This is a genomic window from Clostridium fermenticellae (genome assembly GCF_003600355.1).
In the GTDB taxonomy this organism is placed as follows: Bacteria; Bacillota; Clostridia; order Clostridiales; family Clostridiaceae; genus Clostridium_AV; species Clostridium_AV fermenticellae.
In genome coordinates this window covers 1,868,755-1,882,753 of the sequence record NZ_CP032416.1, presented here as the reverse complement: position 1 = coordinate 1,882,753, position 13,999 = coordinate 1,868,755, and the positions used below count along the sequence as shown (strand labels likewise).

17 protein-coding genes are annotated in these 13,999 nt (G+C 26.8%); 16 read left to right on the top strand and 1 reads right to left on the bottom strand.

Annotated features, from left to right (window positions below; genetic code table 11):
• Positions 1–4: 4 nt before the first annotated feature.
• Together dapF and D4Z93_RS08770 are read left to right on the top strand one after the other, a co-directional pair.
• Positions 5–826: a diaminopimelate epimerase gene (dapF, locus tag D4Z93_RS08775; RefSeq protein ID WP_119972646.1), complete on the top strand. Its 822-nt coding sequence runs from the start codon at positions 5–7 to the stop codon at positions 824–826.
• Positions 826–1,902, top strand: a complete 1,077-nt coding sequence (locus D4Z93_RS08770) for a hypothetical protein (RefSeq protein ID WP_119972643.1) — start codon at positions 826–828, stop codon at positions 1,900–1,902. Before dapF ends, D4Z93_RS08770 begins: the two co-directional genes overlap by 1 nt.
• Before the next feature lie 282 nt (positions 1,903–2,184).
• On the opposite strand, the gene D4Z93_RS08765 is transcribed toward D4Z93_RS08770, so the two are convergent.
• Entirely contained in the window at positions 2,185–3,504 is a 1,320-nt protein-coding gene (locus D4Z93_RS08765) for a sensor histidine kinase (protein WP_119972640.1), read from the bottom strand.
• 243 nt (positions 3,505–3,747) lie between these two features.
• Here D4Z93_RS08765 and D4Z93_RS08760 point away from each other — a divergent pair, with 243 nt between their 5' ends.
• The 14 genes from D4Z93_RS08760 (at position 3,748) to spoIIIAA (ending at position 13,998) form a co-directional block, all read left to right on the top strand.
• Complete coding sequence (locus tag D4Z93_RS08760) at positions 3,748–5,241, top strand: GspE/PulE family protein (protein ID WP_243105917.1); 1,494 nt, start codon at positions 3,748–3,750, stop codon at positions 5,239–5,241.
• A 198-nt stretch (positions 5,242–5,439) separates the two neighbouring features.
• Complete coding sequence (locus D4Z93_RS08755; protein WP_119972637.1) at positions 5,440–6,447, top strand: type II secretion system F family protein; 1,008 nt, start codon at positions 5,440–5,442, stop codon at positions 6,445–6,447.
• A 12-nt stretch (positions 6,448–6,459) separates the two neighbouring features.
• Positions 6,460–6,867 (top strand): type II secretion system protein, encoded by a 408-nt coding sequence (locus D4Z93_RS08750; RefSeq protein ID WP_199798432.1) that lies wholly within the window; start codon positions 6,460–6,462, stop codon positions 6,865–6,867.
• A 27-nt stretch (positions 6,868–6,894) separates the two neighbouring features.
• Complete coding sequence (locus D4Z93_RS08745) at positions 6,895–7,332, top strand: type II secretion system protein (RefSeq protein WP_119972632.1); 438 nt, start codon at positions 6,895–6,897, stop codon at positions 7,330–7,332.
• Positions 7,313–7,759, top strand: coding sequence for a prepilin-type N-terminal cleavage/methylation domain-containing protein (locus tag D4Z93_RS08740; protein ID WP_119972629.1), 447 nt, complete (start codon positions 7,313–7,315; stop codon positions 7,757–7,759). The genes D4Z93_RS08745 and D4Z93_RS08740 overlap by 20 nt, the downstream gene beginning before the upstream one ends.
• Positions 7,728–8,207 carry a prepilin-type N-terminal cleavage/methylation domain-containing protein gene (locus tag D4Z93_RS08735; RefSeq protein ID WP_119972627.1) on the top strand — a complete coding sequence of 160 codons (480 nt, stop codon included), beginning with the start codon at positions 7,728–7,730 and terminating at the stop codon, positions 8,205–8,207. The genes D4Z93_RS08740 and D4Z93_RS08735 overlap by 32 nt, the downstream gene beginning before the upstream one ends.
• A complete protein-coding gene (locus D4Z93_RS08730) occupies positions 8,171–8,623 on the top strand; it encodes a hypothetical protein (protein ID WP_119972624.1) in 453 nt (150 codons plus the stop codon). The genes D4Z93_RS08735 and D4Z93_RS08730 overlap by 37 nt, the downstream gene beginning before the upstream one ends.
• A complete protein-coding gene (locus D4Z93_RS08725; RefSeq protein ID WP_119972622.1) occupies positions 8,620–9,306 on the top strand; it encodes a hypothetical protein in 687 nt (228 codons plus the stop codon). The genes D4Z93_RS08730 and D4Z93_RS08725 overlap by 4 nt, the downstream gene beginning before the upstream one ends.
• Before the next feature lie 29 nt (positions 9,307–9,335).
• Positions 9,336–9,803, top strand: a complete 468-nt coding sequence (locus tag D4Z93_RS08720) for a hypothetical protein (protein WP_119972619.1) — start codon at positions 9,336–9,338, stop codon at positions 9,801–9,803.
• A 13-nt stretch (positions 9,804–9,816) separates the two neighbouring features.
• A complete protein-coding gene (locus D4Z93_RS08715; protein WP_119972616.1) occupies positions 9,817–10,230 on the top strand; it encodes a hypothetical protein in 414 nt (137 codons plus the stop codon).
• A gap of 168 nt (positions 10,231–10,398) precedes the next feature.
• A complete protein-coding gene (locus D4Z93_RS08710) occupies positions 10,399–11,475 on the top strand; it encodes a M24 family metallopeptidase (protein WP_119972613.1) in 1,077 nt (358 codons plus the stop codon).
• A gap of 65 nt (positions 11,476–11,540) precedes the next feature.
• Positions 11,541–12,098, top strand: coding sequence for an elongation factor P (gene efp, locus D4Z93_RS08705; protein ID WP_119972610.1), 558 nt, complete (start codon positions 11,541–11,543; stop codon positions 12,096–12,098).
• 296 nt (positions 12,099–12,394) lie between these two features.
• The gene (locus tag D4Z93_RS08700; RefSeq protein ID WP_119972607.1) at positions 12,395–12,787 is read left to right on the top strand and encodes a CD1247 N-terminal domain-containing protein; all 393 of its coding nucleotides are present in this window, start codon (positions 12,395–12,397) and stop codon (positions 12,785–12,787) included.
• A 293-nt stretch (positions 12,788–13,080) separates the two neighbouring features.
• Positions 13,081–13,998 carry a stage III sporulation protein AA gene (gene spoIIIAA, locus D4Z93_RS08695; RefSeq protein ID WP_199798431.1) on the top strand — a complete coding sequence of 306 codons (918 nt, stop codon included), beginning with the start codon at positions 13,081–13,083 and terminating at the stop codon, positions 13,996–13,998.
• Position 13,999 lies beyond the last annotated feature (1 nt).

The window sequence follows — 13,999 nt, the reverse complement described above, 5'->3', positions numbered from 1 at the left end:
AAGAATGAAATTTGTTAAAATGAATGGAAATGGAAATGATTTTGTAATAATAGACGATAGAAAATGTGAATTTAAGGGTAAAGAAAGCCAAATAGCAAAAATATTATGTGACAGACACTTTGGAATCGGTGGAGATGGAATACTTATTGTCCGTAATAGTGAAATTGCACAAATTCAGATGGTTATAATAAATTCTGATGGTTCTTATGCATCTATGTGTGGAAATGGTATAAGATGTTTTGCAAAATATGTATGGGATAATCATATAGTAGATTCTAATCCAATTAAAATAGAAACCGGCGACGGGGTAAAAGATGCTTTTTTACATATGGAAAATAGTAAGGTTGAGAAAGTTACAATAAATATGGGAAAACCATCCTTTGATTGTAAATCTATACCTGCAAATTGTGAGGATGAAATTGTAAATAAGAAAATAAAATTGCATGGTAGAGAATATAATATAACGACAATGCTTATGGGAGTGCCACATACAATTATTTTCGGAAACTTGGATGATTTTGATATTAATGAAGGAAAGTATATTGAAAAATATGAACTTTTTCCTGAAGGTACAAATGTTAATTTCTGTGAAATAGTAGATAAAAACAAAATTAAAGTTAAGACCTGGGAAAGGGGAGCAGGAGCAACTTTGGCGTGTGGAACTGGAAACTGCTCGTCTGTTATAGCAGCAAATAAGCTTGGTTTTACAGGAGATAAGGTTGAAGTCCATATTCCTGGTGGTAAATTATTAGTTCAAATAAAAGAAAATGGAGTGTTTATGACAGGTCCAGCATTGATTTCTTTTAAAGGGGAATTAGAAATTTAATGAAAAATGTGGTGAGAATTTTAACATCCTTATTATTTATTTTTGCTGTTGTTTTAATTATTTTATTAAATAACACTAAAAATGACACAACTGCTGCAAAAATTGATATACCATCTCTTAAAATGGTAACTGTATTTAATAATAAAAATTCCGATATATATAATATTGAAAATTATGAATTGAGAAGTTTAGGTTCTTTTAATGCAATAAGAGAATTAGTATATAATTCAAAAAAATCGGTATATGTTTACTCAACAGATATTTCTAAAGGGAACAATCTTATTAAAAGCTCCATACAAATATTAAATAATGGAAAAACTGCTGAGTTAAATGATTTTTATTCAGCAGAGGATTTAAAATTGAATCCATCGGGAAGCAGGATTGCATTTAGAAAGTATAGAAATGATTCTGTTCAAAGTGCAGAAGGTATGTGTATATATGATATATATAAGAATAAATATATAAATTTAAATTCTGATGTACTAGTTTCAGGAAATTTATATGAATGGCTGGATGATAATCATATATTATATTATGGGATAAAATCAGGAAAAGACAGTTCGAGTAAGATATATATGTATGATTTAAATAATAAGAAAGAAAGTATTTATTGTGATAAAATCGATGGATATTGTATTTATTTTAAGCTTTTAGAGGGTAATTTATTTATACTTTCAAGGCAGACAAATGGTGATAATTTTTATTACTATAATAATTTAACTAATAAAGTTAGCTCTGTAAAGGGTAGTATGATAAGTGTATATGATTCAGTATTTGATAAAAAAGATGATGAATTATATTTATTAGCAACAGAATATGGTGGACATGCAAATTTATATAAATTTTCACCTAAAAATCTTGAAATAGATAAAGTCAGTTATGATTTTCCGAAATATGTGAATTTATATGGGGGAATAGCTTGTGACAATGGTGGTAATGTATTTTTTACAGGAAGTGATCTGTTAAATTCTAATAATGATAAATATAGTGTATTTGTTTATTTAAAAGGCGAAAATTCCATAAACTTAATTTCTGATGAAGATGGAACATATAAAATATATCATGACAATCATTGACTTGTGTGATGTCAGGGGCATAGTTAAAAAGTTAGTTAAACTAATTCTTAACTTATTCGTAGGCCGGGATTTCTAAAATTAAGGCACATTAAAAAATTTTGTAGTACGTCTTAGCGAAGCGTTCTTAAAAATCTAAGCAGATTTTATATGTTTGAACAAAGTGAGTTTATAAAATCTGCTTAGATTTTTATGAACACAAGCTTAGACTTACTAGAAATTTTTTACGTGACGTATTTTAGAAATCCCGACCGGAAGGTAAGTTAAACCTGGACCATATAAAACCTATTTTTTAAGCATAAAAGCAACTAAAAATGTGGTTATTTGGGGAGTGCTTTCGAGAGTTATGGTTCCTCCATTTTTTTCAATCAACTGTTTAGTAATGTATAGACCGAAACCATGATCACTTGTTTTCTTTGACTTTGTGGAAAATCCTTTTTCAAAAATTTTATTTTGGATATCTACTGGAATCATACTTGCATTATCTGATATTTCGATGCAGAATTTATTGTCCTCAATAAATGTATCAAATGTTATCTTTTTTTCGTCAATCTTGAATTCCGGTTCAAATGCCTCAAATGCATTATCTATAATATTGCTGATGATACTTATTAATTCATTTTCTTTTATCTTTAATTTACTAAAAGGTTCTTCAATCATTATATCAAAATCTATACTATTTTTGATTGCGAGATTATATTTAATAGACATTAATCCATCTAAATAATCATTGCCCGTATTTATGTATTTAAATGATGAATGAAGTGTATCTGAAACTTGGTCTATATAATCTTTGATTTTTTCAACTGTATTTGGTTTGTTAAGTGAGCACAATCCCCATATAACGTTGATATGATTAGAAAAATCATGCTTTTCTTGTCTAATTATACTGATTATTTCCTTCATATTTTTTATTTGTTTTTCTTGAACTCTATAATTTGATTTTATATCTATAAATTTGTAATATTTTTTCATTTCTTTGAATTCTATTATTAGAAAAACAAAATACAGGATGAATACTAGAATGTTGTAAATTCTGGTATCTTTTAGATCAAATATTTGGAAAGTTATTATAAACACAAACATGCTAAAAATTCCAATTTGAACTATAAAACTAGATATAAATGTATTTTCATGATCAAATGTGTTAAATTTAATGAAATGTTTACTATATTTAAAAATAAGTAGCACAATGAATATTTGAAAGAACTTTGATACTATTAAAAAAATTAACGAATATACTGAGGTTGAAAAAAGCTGATCTAAAGTAATATCAAATACAAACATTTCAATAACTTCTGTTAAGTTTTCAGTTATAAATATAATTGAAAAGAATGAAAAAAATATTGTACATGATATAAAAAACTCAATTTTTGTGATATATGATAATAACAGAATACAAAATACACAGAGCACCATCGTATGATAAATTTTGCTAATATAGAATGTGCTAAGGTAATTAACAGTTATATATATTAAACAAAACCATAGGGTTTTAGATTTATTTTCTTTTATAAATTTTCTATTGTTTGATATTATCTCAAATGTTATTAAAAAAAGCAAAGCTTCTATGGCATTTGAAATTATTTCGATTACAATATTCATTTTCCCTCCTATACAATTAATATCTTTTATAGATTTTATTTATAAATATACCAAATTAATATACTTTAAAGATTTGTTAAGATATTTATTTTAAATGGTTATATTATAAAATTATAACATAAAATACAAAATTATAAAGGTAAATTTGGATCATTGTGAAGTAAATGTATGTTATGTGTTTAATATAAAAAATATTTGGTAATAATTGAAATATTAGTACATGATTATTGGAGGAAATATAAATTGAATCTTATAGATAAAAGTAAATTTATAGATTTAGAAAATATAAAAATAGATATTGAGGTTATAAGGAGTATTCCTGAGAAAATAGCTGTTGATAATTCTATAATTGCATTCAAAGAAGAGGAAGGAGAACTTTATATAGCTGTATCTTCAGAGTTGAAGCAATCTGTGATTGAAAAACTTAAGTTTATAACAAATAAAAGGTTAAAATTATTCTACGCTGATAAATTTAAAATAGCTAATTTAATAAATACATATTACTGTAAGTATAGTGTACAGATGGCTTTGGAGAATACACGTTCCGGCAGAAACAGCAATGTTTTAAAAAGTGAAATTAAGAGTGTTCAATATTCGGAAAATATGAATGATGTGCCAATTGTGAAAACGGTTAATTATATAATAAATGCTGCTATTTGTAAACAGGCGAGTGACATTCATATAGAACCTTTTGAGAGTTATGTTGTGGTAAGATTTAGGATAGATGGTATAATGCATGAGTTTATTAAAATTCCAAGAGATATATATTCTCATTTGAGTACAAGGATTAAAATAATGTCTGGAATTAATATAACTGAAAAAAGAATGCCGCAGGATGGAAAAATTCAGTATATGTATAATAAAGATAAATATGATTTCAGAGTTTCAACACTTCCTGTATTTTTTGGTGAAAAAATAGTGATAAGAATTTTGCACAGATCAGATAAGCTTAACAATTTAAAGCTACTTGGATTTAAAGATAATGATATAAATATAATTCATTCAATGGTAAATAGACCTTGTGGATTGATTCTAATTACCGGTCCGACCGGAAGTGGTAAAACAACGACAGTTTATTCTATTTTAAATAGTATGAATAAAAATAAAATTAATATCACAAGTATTGAAGATCCAGTTGAATATATGATAGAAAATGTCAATCAGGTGAATGTTAATTTGAAATTGGGATTTAATTTTCCAAAGGGGCTTAGATCAATACTAAGGCAGGATCCCGATGTGATTATGGTAGGTGAAATAAGGGATGAAGAAACTGCTAAAATTGCTATAAGAGCTGCAATTACCGGTCATCTTGTTATAAGTACACTTCATACGAATGGAGCATTAGAGTCTATATCAAGATTACTGGATATGGGAGTTAAGGATTACTTTATAAGAGATGCTCTTATTGGAGTGATATCTCAAAGACTAATTAGAAAGATATGCCCATATTGTAAAAAGGAGTATTCTCCTTTATTAACTGAGAGGGAAGAACTTAAAGTTAACGATGGTCTTAAGTTATATAAAGGAACAGGATGTTTAAGATGTGAGAATACTGGATATAAGGATAGAAGTGTAGTATATGAAATTGTGGATTTTAAAGGAATTAAAAAGAATATTGGTGATAAATTTGAATGGTGCAATTTTAGAAATAAATTTAAATCAATAGATGATTACTGTAAAGATCTCATAAAATCGGGAGTTACTACTTATGAAGAATTTTTGAAATTAAAATTTTAGGAGAGAAGGGATATAATAGTTGTCAATTATACAGCCGTAAATATTAAAGGGAAAAAATTAAAAGGGCAGCTTGATGTAGGCAGCATAAATGAATTATCAAATAATTTAAGGGAAAAGGGATATTTTCTTATAGAATACTGTAGCTCAAATAGATTATTTAAATTATTTAATAGAAAGCCTAATTTTAAAGAGATAAGTATGCTTTGCGACAGTCTTTCCGAATTGTTGAATGCTGGAATAAGTATAGTTGAAGCAGTCAGAATACTATACTTTGGCAGTAACCGCAAGGTTATAAAAAACAGTTTATATAATATTTATTTTGCTTTAATAGAAGGCAAAAGTATGTATGATAGTATGAAACAATTTAATGATATATATCCGTATTTTATGCTTGAGATGATAGGAGTAGGTGAGCACAGTGGAAAACTTGCTGATATTTTGAAAGATTTATCAGAGTATTACAAAAAACAATACAAGTTATCTGTTAATATAAGATCATCACTGATGTATCCGATTATAGTCTTTATTGTTTCTATATTTACTGTACTATTTATAACTAGTTCAGTGATACCTCAATTTATTACAACATTGAATAGTATACACGCGAAGGTTCCATTTTTTACTTATTTGTTCATAAGTATGGTAAATGAATTTAAAAATAATATTTCTATTATAATTTTTGTAATATTTATAACCATATTCTTCTTTTCAAGATATATATCAAGTGATCAGGGCAGAAGAAAATTTGATTATTTAAAATTTAAGATACCAATAGTTAAAAATATATATAATAAATTATTAATATCAAGATTTTCATTGGTGTCAGGTATACTTATGTCTTCAGGATGTAATGTTGTAACATCTATTGAAAAGTCGATGAATGTTCTAAATAATAAATTTATAGAAGATAAGATATCAAAAATTCTACAGTATATAAATAGTGGAAGAGGCATATATGATTCGTTCAAATATGAGATAGATGATTTGGTTTTATTATATGCACTTAAAGTTGGAGAGGAAAGTGGAAATTTAGAAAATATGTTATTGAAGTTAGGAGAGGAAATGCAAATTACTTTAGAATATGAATTGAGAAAACTAGTTAAATTTATAGAACCTGTATCTATATTAATATTAGCTTTGTTTGTTGGAACATTTGTTATATCTGCGATTCTGCCTATAGTAAATATTATGGATTCAATAGGTTAATTTTAAAGGAGGATAAAGTTGAAAATTAAATCTAAAAAAACAAAGGGATTTACACTTATAGAGTTAATGCTGGTTATAAGTATAATATTGGTACTTATGAGTTTTTTGATACCAAAATTCTCATCTTATCAAGGTAAAGCTAAAAGTACCAAGGCTATAAATGCAGCTAAACAAATTCAAACAGCAGCTATGGCAAGCTATGGAGATAATGATGGAAGGTTTGATGTTCAGGATATTAAGAAAAACATAGATGAACTTACATCTGTTGAAAGAGTAGATAATGTTAATCTGGGTACAGGAGATCAATCAATTCAGATCTATTATGAGAGTGATAAAAATAAGTATCTTGTAAATATAGATGCATCTGATAATACATATACTGTGAAATACGGTGAAAATCAAATTTATCCAAAAAAATAATAAGTATGAACTACGGGTGATAATTTAATGAAAACAAAGGGATTTACTTTGATAGAGATGATTCTATGTTTAAGTATAATATTTATAGTTTTTAGTTATAGTTTAATAAATTATAGTGGTTTTAATAAATTGCAAAATAAAATATATTCAGAGGAATTTGGAAGTTCTCTTATAAATTTTATAAATAATTCAAAGTCATATTGTAGGGATCATAATAATGGTGGGTATATATATTTTGACCTAGATAAAAATTATATTATATTTATAAATGCCACTAATAGGATATATACTTTGATGGTGCCAGATGGATTTAAATTAATGTCTGTAAGAAACAATAATAGGATTGAAATTGACAATCGTGGAATAACCGAAAGTGCCTGCACAATAAAATATATTGATAGAGAAAGGCAAAGTCATTTTGTGACTATGTGTGTTGGAAGTGCATATGTTGAGTTTAAAGAATAACAAGGGATTTACATTAATTGAGGTCATGCTTAGTATATCTTTGTTTTCAATTCTATTTATTTCTGCTTTGTCAGTTCAGACTGCGAGTTATAGAATTCAAAAATACTGTAAAAAAATGTATACGTATTCAATATTCGAGGAATATGTGAAAAATAATTTGCTTTACAATTGTACTTATGATGAAATTCAACAATTAAGATCTCAGACCAGAATATATATGGAATATTATAATATAAATTCAGAGAATATAGATAGGCTGAAATTTACAAAAATGTTCGTAAATAATATACCTGGTCAGAAAACGTATATTAAATTAGATATATCTGGTGATAAGATTTTGAAAATTAATATTGGATTGTATAGTGAGGGAATAAATAAAAGAAAAATTATGGAGTGTGAGATTTATAAAGGTAAATATAAGAGCTAAAAAAAGGGGTTTTACGCTTATAGAATTACTTATGGTAACATCTCTTATAGGAATAATAACATCAGCGGGAGTTCTATGTATATTTAGATACATGAAAATATATAGACAACAAATAAATTTAAGCAAAGAGAATTTTTATGTGGATGAGGCATTTCTTATAATAGAAAATGAAATAAATTATTCACAGTATGTAGATGTAAATGATAATTGCATAATGGTAAGAAATGCTGACAAAAATAGAAATGATTACATAAGAAAAGATAGAGATGGTGATATTATCATATCTTATAATAGCAAATATGATTTTACAAATAATAATATATTGAAAAATATTAAAGATTTTAAGGCTGAGCAATCAGATAGAGTTTTATATTTAACTATAGAAACTAAGAGGGGTAATATTTATAAAAGATGTTTGGGATTAGAAAGAGTAAAAGAAAAGGATTAACCTTAATATATGTTCTATTTATTGGAAGTGTATGTATATTTATATCAATCATTTGCTTTAAAATATCATATATGCAGAGAAATAATGTTTTGAAGATGAAAGATCACTGCTGCATGGTTGATCCAGTTCAGAAAATCAGGGAGTATATGTTAACGGATTTGAATAACTTGATATATTCACATTGTAATGATATAAATGATAATTCCATAAAAGAGTATATATCTTCATTAGATGACAATATAGTGAATTATGAACGTTCTTATATAAAGTATAATAGTGCAAATGATTCGTTTATTGTAGTTTATTATGTTGGAAAAGACTTTTATAAGGAAGAATTATATAAATATATTGTGAGAGATAATGAAGTGTTTTTCAATTGTCTGGATTATTCCTTTAGAAAGGGGGAATTTGATTGATCGGAAAGAAACTCTTTATTGAATTGAATGAAGGAAATGTTTCATACAGAGATAAGAATAGGAATTTAGTAAGTTATAGTCTGGATGAATTTAATACTGAATACATAAATATTAAAAATAAGAATTTATATGTAATTCTTACTGGAGAAGAGATACTTATAAAAATTATAAAGATTCCTAAAGTTAGAAAAGATAAATTACATTCTATAGTAAAACAGGAACTAGTTTATATTTTTAAAAATATAGATAATATTTTGTTCAATTATGATGTATATAAAGATTGTGGAAGTACTCTGGAAGTTTTGGTGTTTTGTTTAAAATGGAATAAAGATAATTTCTTAAAAAAGTGGATAGATACTGGGAATTCACTTAAAGCTATATATCCAATTCAGTTTTACCTATTTGATGTATTAAAAAAGAAAACAAAAATTAATAATCATATAATTGTTTTTTATTATAGATACAAGATTTATTTACTGAAGTGTGAAAATTCTAAAATTATACAAACTGGTATATTGAGAAATTTAAATTCGAATGAAATTAAAGATAGTATAAATGAATTTATTTTAAGAGAAAGTTTAAAAGAATGTGTTTATCAGCCAGAGATATTTTTTATAAATTTTCCGTATAAAAAAGTCAAAAAGGAGATTTCTGTTTATTACAAATGTAAGGATATTAAATAATTTGTTTTTCTAAAATTGGAGGGGAAAATATGAAAGATTTATTTTTTATACCTGAATGGTATTTGAAAAAAAGATATTTTAGAAAAAAACTTATTTTAAGAATTTTTAGTGTGTTTTTAGCGGCAATAAATATTATTCTTATTGTATTTTATATGTATAATTTGAATCGATTAAATGATATGAACGCTTATATAAATGATATTAATTTAAAAAATCAAAATACTCAATATACAAAAGAAGAATATAAGAATAAAACATTAGAATCATTTGAGTGTCTTCCAGTGCAAATATTAAATAATATAACATCTCAAAGTATATGTATAGAAGATAAAAATATAAGTATAACCGGGTATATAAACGAAGGTGATGGAAGGGAAAAATACACTTCTATTATAAAAAATATACATAATCAAAATAAATTTAATATAAAAAATATGTATATCCCAGATAAAGAAAGCAAATTTACAGATTTTAAAATAGATCTTGAACTAAAATAGAAAGGAAAATTTAATGAAAAAGATAGTGTATAGAGTTTTAATAATATCAGGTATCATTGTTTTGACAGTTTTACCTGTTCAAATTTTAAATTTAAAAAGAACACTTTATAACACGCAAAATGAGATAAATAATTTAAGTAAAATGAATCAAAAACATAAAAAATTGGATAAATACAGTTATAATAAGGATATAGAAGAATTTATAAATGATGATAAATTGTACATAAAGAATTTAGAAACAAATGATAATAAGAAAACTATTAGTATGGAAATAGGTACTATTGGAAACTTTAAAGATATAGATAACGTGCTAAAAAAATTGCAGTCAAAAGATAGATTTAAGAATTTTGGCAAAATTAGTTTAAAACAGGAGTGTGATACTGTTTTAAATGCGGATATAAATGTTGAATTTAAAGAAGATGAATAACTATCATAGCTCATATAATATTTGCAAATAATCACAAGTTTTGATAAAATAACATTGTTTATTATGCTTATTTTGCAGTTCATATGTGTTTTATTGATTTATTATTATGATTAAAAAAATCAAAAGATTTTAATCTATTCTTCTATTATATACTGGGGGTATTTTTTTATGATTGAGGAAAGAATAGAAAAGTTAAAAAAATTAATGTTGGATAATAGCATGGATGCAGTGCTTATATTTGGAGATACTAATAGAAATTATTTAAGTGGTTTTACTGGAAATGAAAGTTTTTCTTTAATAACGCAGGATAAGAAATTTTTTATTACGGATTCAAGATTTACAGAACAGGCTGCAAATCAAGTGATTGGTTATGAAATATTAGATTATACGAATAATGGGTCATTCATTAAATTGCTATCAGATTTAGTTGAAAAGAATAATGTAAAAAATCTTGGCTTTGAGGAAGATGTAATATCATATAAGACGTATGAAGAGTATAGGAATGGTCTTAAATGTAATCTAGTGCCAATGAATGGAATTATTGAAAAAATAAGAACTATAAAAGACAATGATGAGTTAAAGCTTATAAGAAAAGCAGCTGAAATTGCGGATAGTGCATTTGATCATATTGTCAAGTTTATAAAACCTGGTATGACTGAAAGGGAAATTGGGATTGAACTCGAATTTTATATGAAAAAGCTTGGGGCAAAGGGTCTTTCATTTCCGTCTATTGTGGCATCGGGTGTGAGGTCTAGTTTACCCCATGGAGAGGCAACCGATAAGGTTGTATCAGAAGGTGAATTTTTAACTATGGATTATGGATGCATTTATAAGGAATACTGTTCGGATATGACTAGAACTGTTGTAATTGGTAAACCGTCGGATAAGATGGTAAGAGTATATGATATTGTTCTCGAGGCACAGCAAAGAGCATTAAATGCATATAGAGCTAATGTACCTGCATGTGATGTTGATAAAGTAGCACGAGACTATATAAGCCATATGGGTTATGGAAAATGTTTTGGACATAGTCTCGGACACGGAGTTGGAAGAGATATTCATGAATCGCCAGTTGTTAGTTATAGAAATTCAGTAAAATTAGAAGAAGGAATGGTAGTGACTGATGAGCCAGGGATATATATACCTGATTTTGGTGGAGTGAGAATAGAAGATTTACTTGTAATAAATGAAAATGGTGTGGAAGTGTTATCTAGATCACCAAAGCACCTTATATGTATAAAATAAAATGTATATGATTGCCTAAAAAGGTTATAATATAAATTGATTAAAAAGTTTTGGAGGGATACATAATGATATCAGCGGGAGATTTAAGAAAAGGAACTACTTTTGAACAAGATGGACAAGTGTATACTGTAGTAGACTTCCTTCATGTAAAACCAGGTAAAGGAGCTGCTTTTGTAAGAACTAAACTTAGAAATGTAATAACAGGAGCAGTTACAGATACAACTTTCAATCCTACAGCAAAGCTTCAAGAAGCAGTGATTGAAAGAAAAGAAATGCAATACTTATATTCAGATGGAGAATTATATTACTTTATGGATCAGGAAACTTTTGAACAGATTCCACTAGAATATGAAAAAGTTGAAGATGCTATAAAATTTTTAAAGGAAAATATGATTGCAGTAATTAAATTCTTTAAGGGAGAGGCTTTTTCAGTAGAAGCTCCAAACTTTGTTGAATTACAGATCACACATACAGAACCAGGAGTTAAAGGAAATACTGCAACTAATGTTCTTAAACCTGCTACACTTGAAACAGGTGCAGTAGTCCAGGTACCTATATTTGTAAATGAAGGGGAAATGATCAGAGTAGATACAAGAACTGGTGAATATATGGAAAGAGTTTAGTTTGTTATAGGGTTTATAAATGAAAGCTTAAGTTATACTTCAGCTAACATTCCCAAAATTTGTAACCTAAAAAATTTCCAGTAAGTCTAAGTTTGTATTTATAAAAATCTAAGCAGATTTTATAAACTCGCAGGCTCAAACATATAAAATCTACTAAGGTTTTCAAAAATACTTCACTAAGATTTACTGAAAAATTTTTTAATGTGCCTACATTTTGGAAATGTCAGCTTACGTATAACTTAAGCTTGGAATTACAAACCCTATATGTGGCGAAATAAATTTAAGGATGTGGTTAAATGAGTTCAATTTTGTCAAAAGTCTCTTATATAAATGGCCTTATGGATGGATTGCAGATTGATAAAGATACTAAAGAAGGAAAAGTATTAGTTGGAATAGTAGACGTATTGAAGTCTATGGCTGAGGAAATAGAGAATATATCTGAATCACAAAAAAGTATTGAGGAATATATGGATGCGGTGGGTAATAATTTAACTTATTTGGATGATGATCCATACTATGATGATTATAAATTGTATGAAGACGAAGGTGACAATTTTGTACAATTTAAGTGCTCTAATTGTGGTGATGATATATATGTTGATAAAGATATAATAGATCAAAGAGAAGATATAACATGTCCTAATTGCCACAATAAAATGCCTCTTGATGTAGATCCTAAAAAATTATAATACGTAGAAATGAAGGGTATCATATGATACCCTTCATTTTTTTTGCGTTTGTAACTGAAAGCTTAACTTATGCGCAGTCCTGAATTTCCAAAATATGTAACGTAAAAAATTTCTAGTAAGTTTAAGCTTGCATTTATAGTACCGGATTTTGGCAGCATCTCCCGGGGGATAGATTAACTTTTCATTTTACAAACCCTATATAAAGCTATAATCTTATAGATAATTTTTAATTAAGTGTAATAATTTTTGTGATTAATAAATAAAAATTAATATAAAGAAGGGAGATGAGAAAGATAGATACTAAAGAAATTATAAATATATTGCCACAAGGCATAAATAATGTACTAAAAAGTGTTTTGGATAATGATAAACTGCAGGAAATAAGAATGAGAATGGACAAACCTCTGATAATTGAAATTGGGAATGATGAATTTATATATGATTATGTTGTAAAAAAAGAAGACATGAAAATTGTTATACAGAGGATAAGCAACTATTCTATATATGCATTTGAGGAAGAAATAAAGAAGGGATATATAACTATAAGAGGAGGACATAGAATAGGAATTTGTGGAAGATGTATCATAGAAAAAAATGAAGTTAAGACTATAAAAAATATAGGATCTATAAATATTAGGATTTGTCATGAGGTATCTGGTTGCTCAAATAAAATTATGAAATTTATAGTATCTAAAGGTGAAATTTTAAATAGCATAATAATTTCACCACCCAAATGTGGAAAAACAACTTTAATAAGAGATATAACTAAAAATGTTTCAAATGGATTTAATAATTTAAGCCTATCAGGTAAAAAAGTCTGTGTAATTGATGAGAGAAGTGAAATAGCTGGATGTTACAATGGAGTTCCACAGCTGGATGTTGGAGTGAGAACAGATATTCTGGATAGTTGTCCTAAGAGTGACGGTATAATAATGGCAATAAGAAGTATGTCACCTGATTTGGTTGTGTGTGATGAAATAGGAACATATAAAGAAATGGATAGTATTGTTACTGCACTGAATTCGGGAATTAGTCTGATAGTTACAATACATGGATATGGTGTGGAGGATCTATATAAGAGGCCGGTTTTTAAAGAGATTATAGATAATAATGTATTCAAAAGATGTATAGTTTTAAGTACACAAAATGGAGCTGGTACTATTGAATATGTATATGATTTTAATAGTAAAACTATGATGTGGAGGCGGTAGG

Coding starts and splice junctions, on each gene's coding strand:
- dapF (WP_119972646.1), top strand. CDS start 5: ATGAAATTTGTTAAAATGAATGGAAATGGAAATGATTTTGTAATAATA.
- D4Z93_RS08770 (WP_119972643.1), top strand. CDS start 826: ATGAAAAATGTGGTGAGAATTTTAACATCCTTATTATTTATTTTTGCT.
- D4Z93_RS08765 (WP_119972640.1), bottom strand. CDS start 3,504: ATGAATATTGTAATCGAAATAATTTCAAATGCCATAGAAGCTTTGCTT.
- D4Z93_RS08755 (WP_119972637.1), top strand. CDS start 5,440: ATGCTTTGCGACAGTCTTTCCGAATTGTTGAATGCTGGAATAAGTATA.
- D4Z93_RS08745 (WP_119972632.1), top strand. CDS start 6,895: ATGAAAACAAAGGGATTTACTTTGATAGAGATGATTCTATGTTTAAGT.
- D4Z93_RS08740 (WP_119972629.1), top strand. CDS start 7,313: ATGTTGAGTTTAAAGAATAACAAGGGATTTACATTAATTGAGGTCATG.
- D4Z93_RS08730 (WP_119972624.1), top strand. CDS start 8,171: ATGTTTGGGATTAGAAAGAGTAAAAGAAAAGGATTAACCTTAATATAT.
- D4Z93_RS08720 (WP_119972619.1), top strand. CDS start 9,336: ATGAAAGATTTATTTTTTATACCTGAATGGTATTTGAAAAAAAGATAT.
- D4Z93_RS08715 (WP_119972616.1), top strand. CDS start 9,817: ATGAAAAAGATAGTGTATAGAGTTTTAATAATATCAGGTATCATTGTT.
- D4Z93_RS08710 (WP_119972613.1), top strand. CDS start 10,399: ATGATTGAGGAAAGAATAGAAAAGTTAAAAAAATTAATGTTGGATAAT.
- efp (WP_119972610.1), top strand. CDS start 11,541: ATGATATCAGCGGGAGATTTAAGAAAAGGAACTACTTTTGAACAAGAT.
- D4Z93_RS08700 (WP_119972607.1), top strand. CDS start 12,395: ATGAGTTCAATTTTGTCAAAAGTCTCTTATATAAATGGCCTTATGGAT.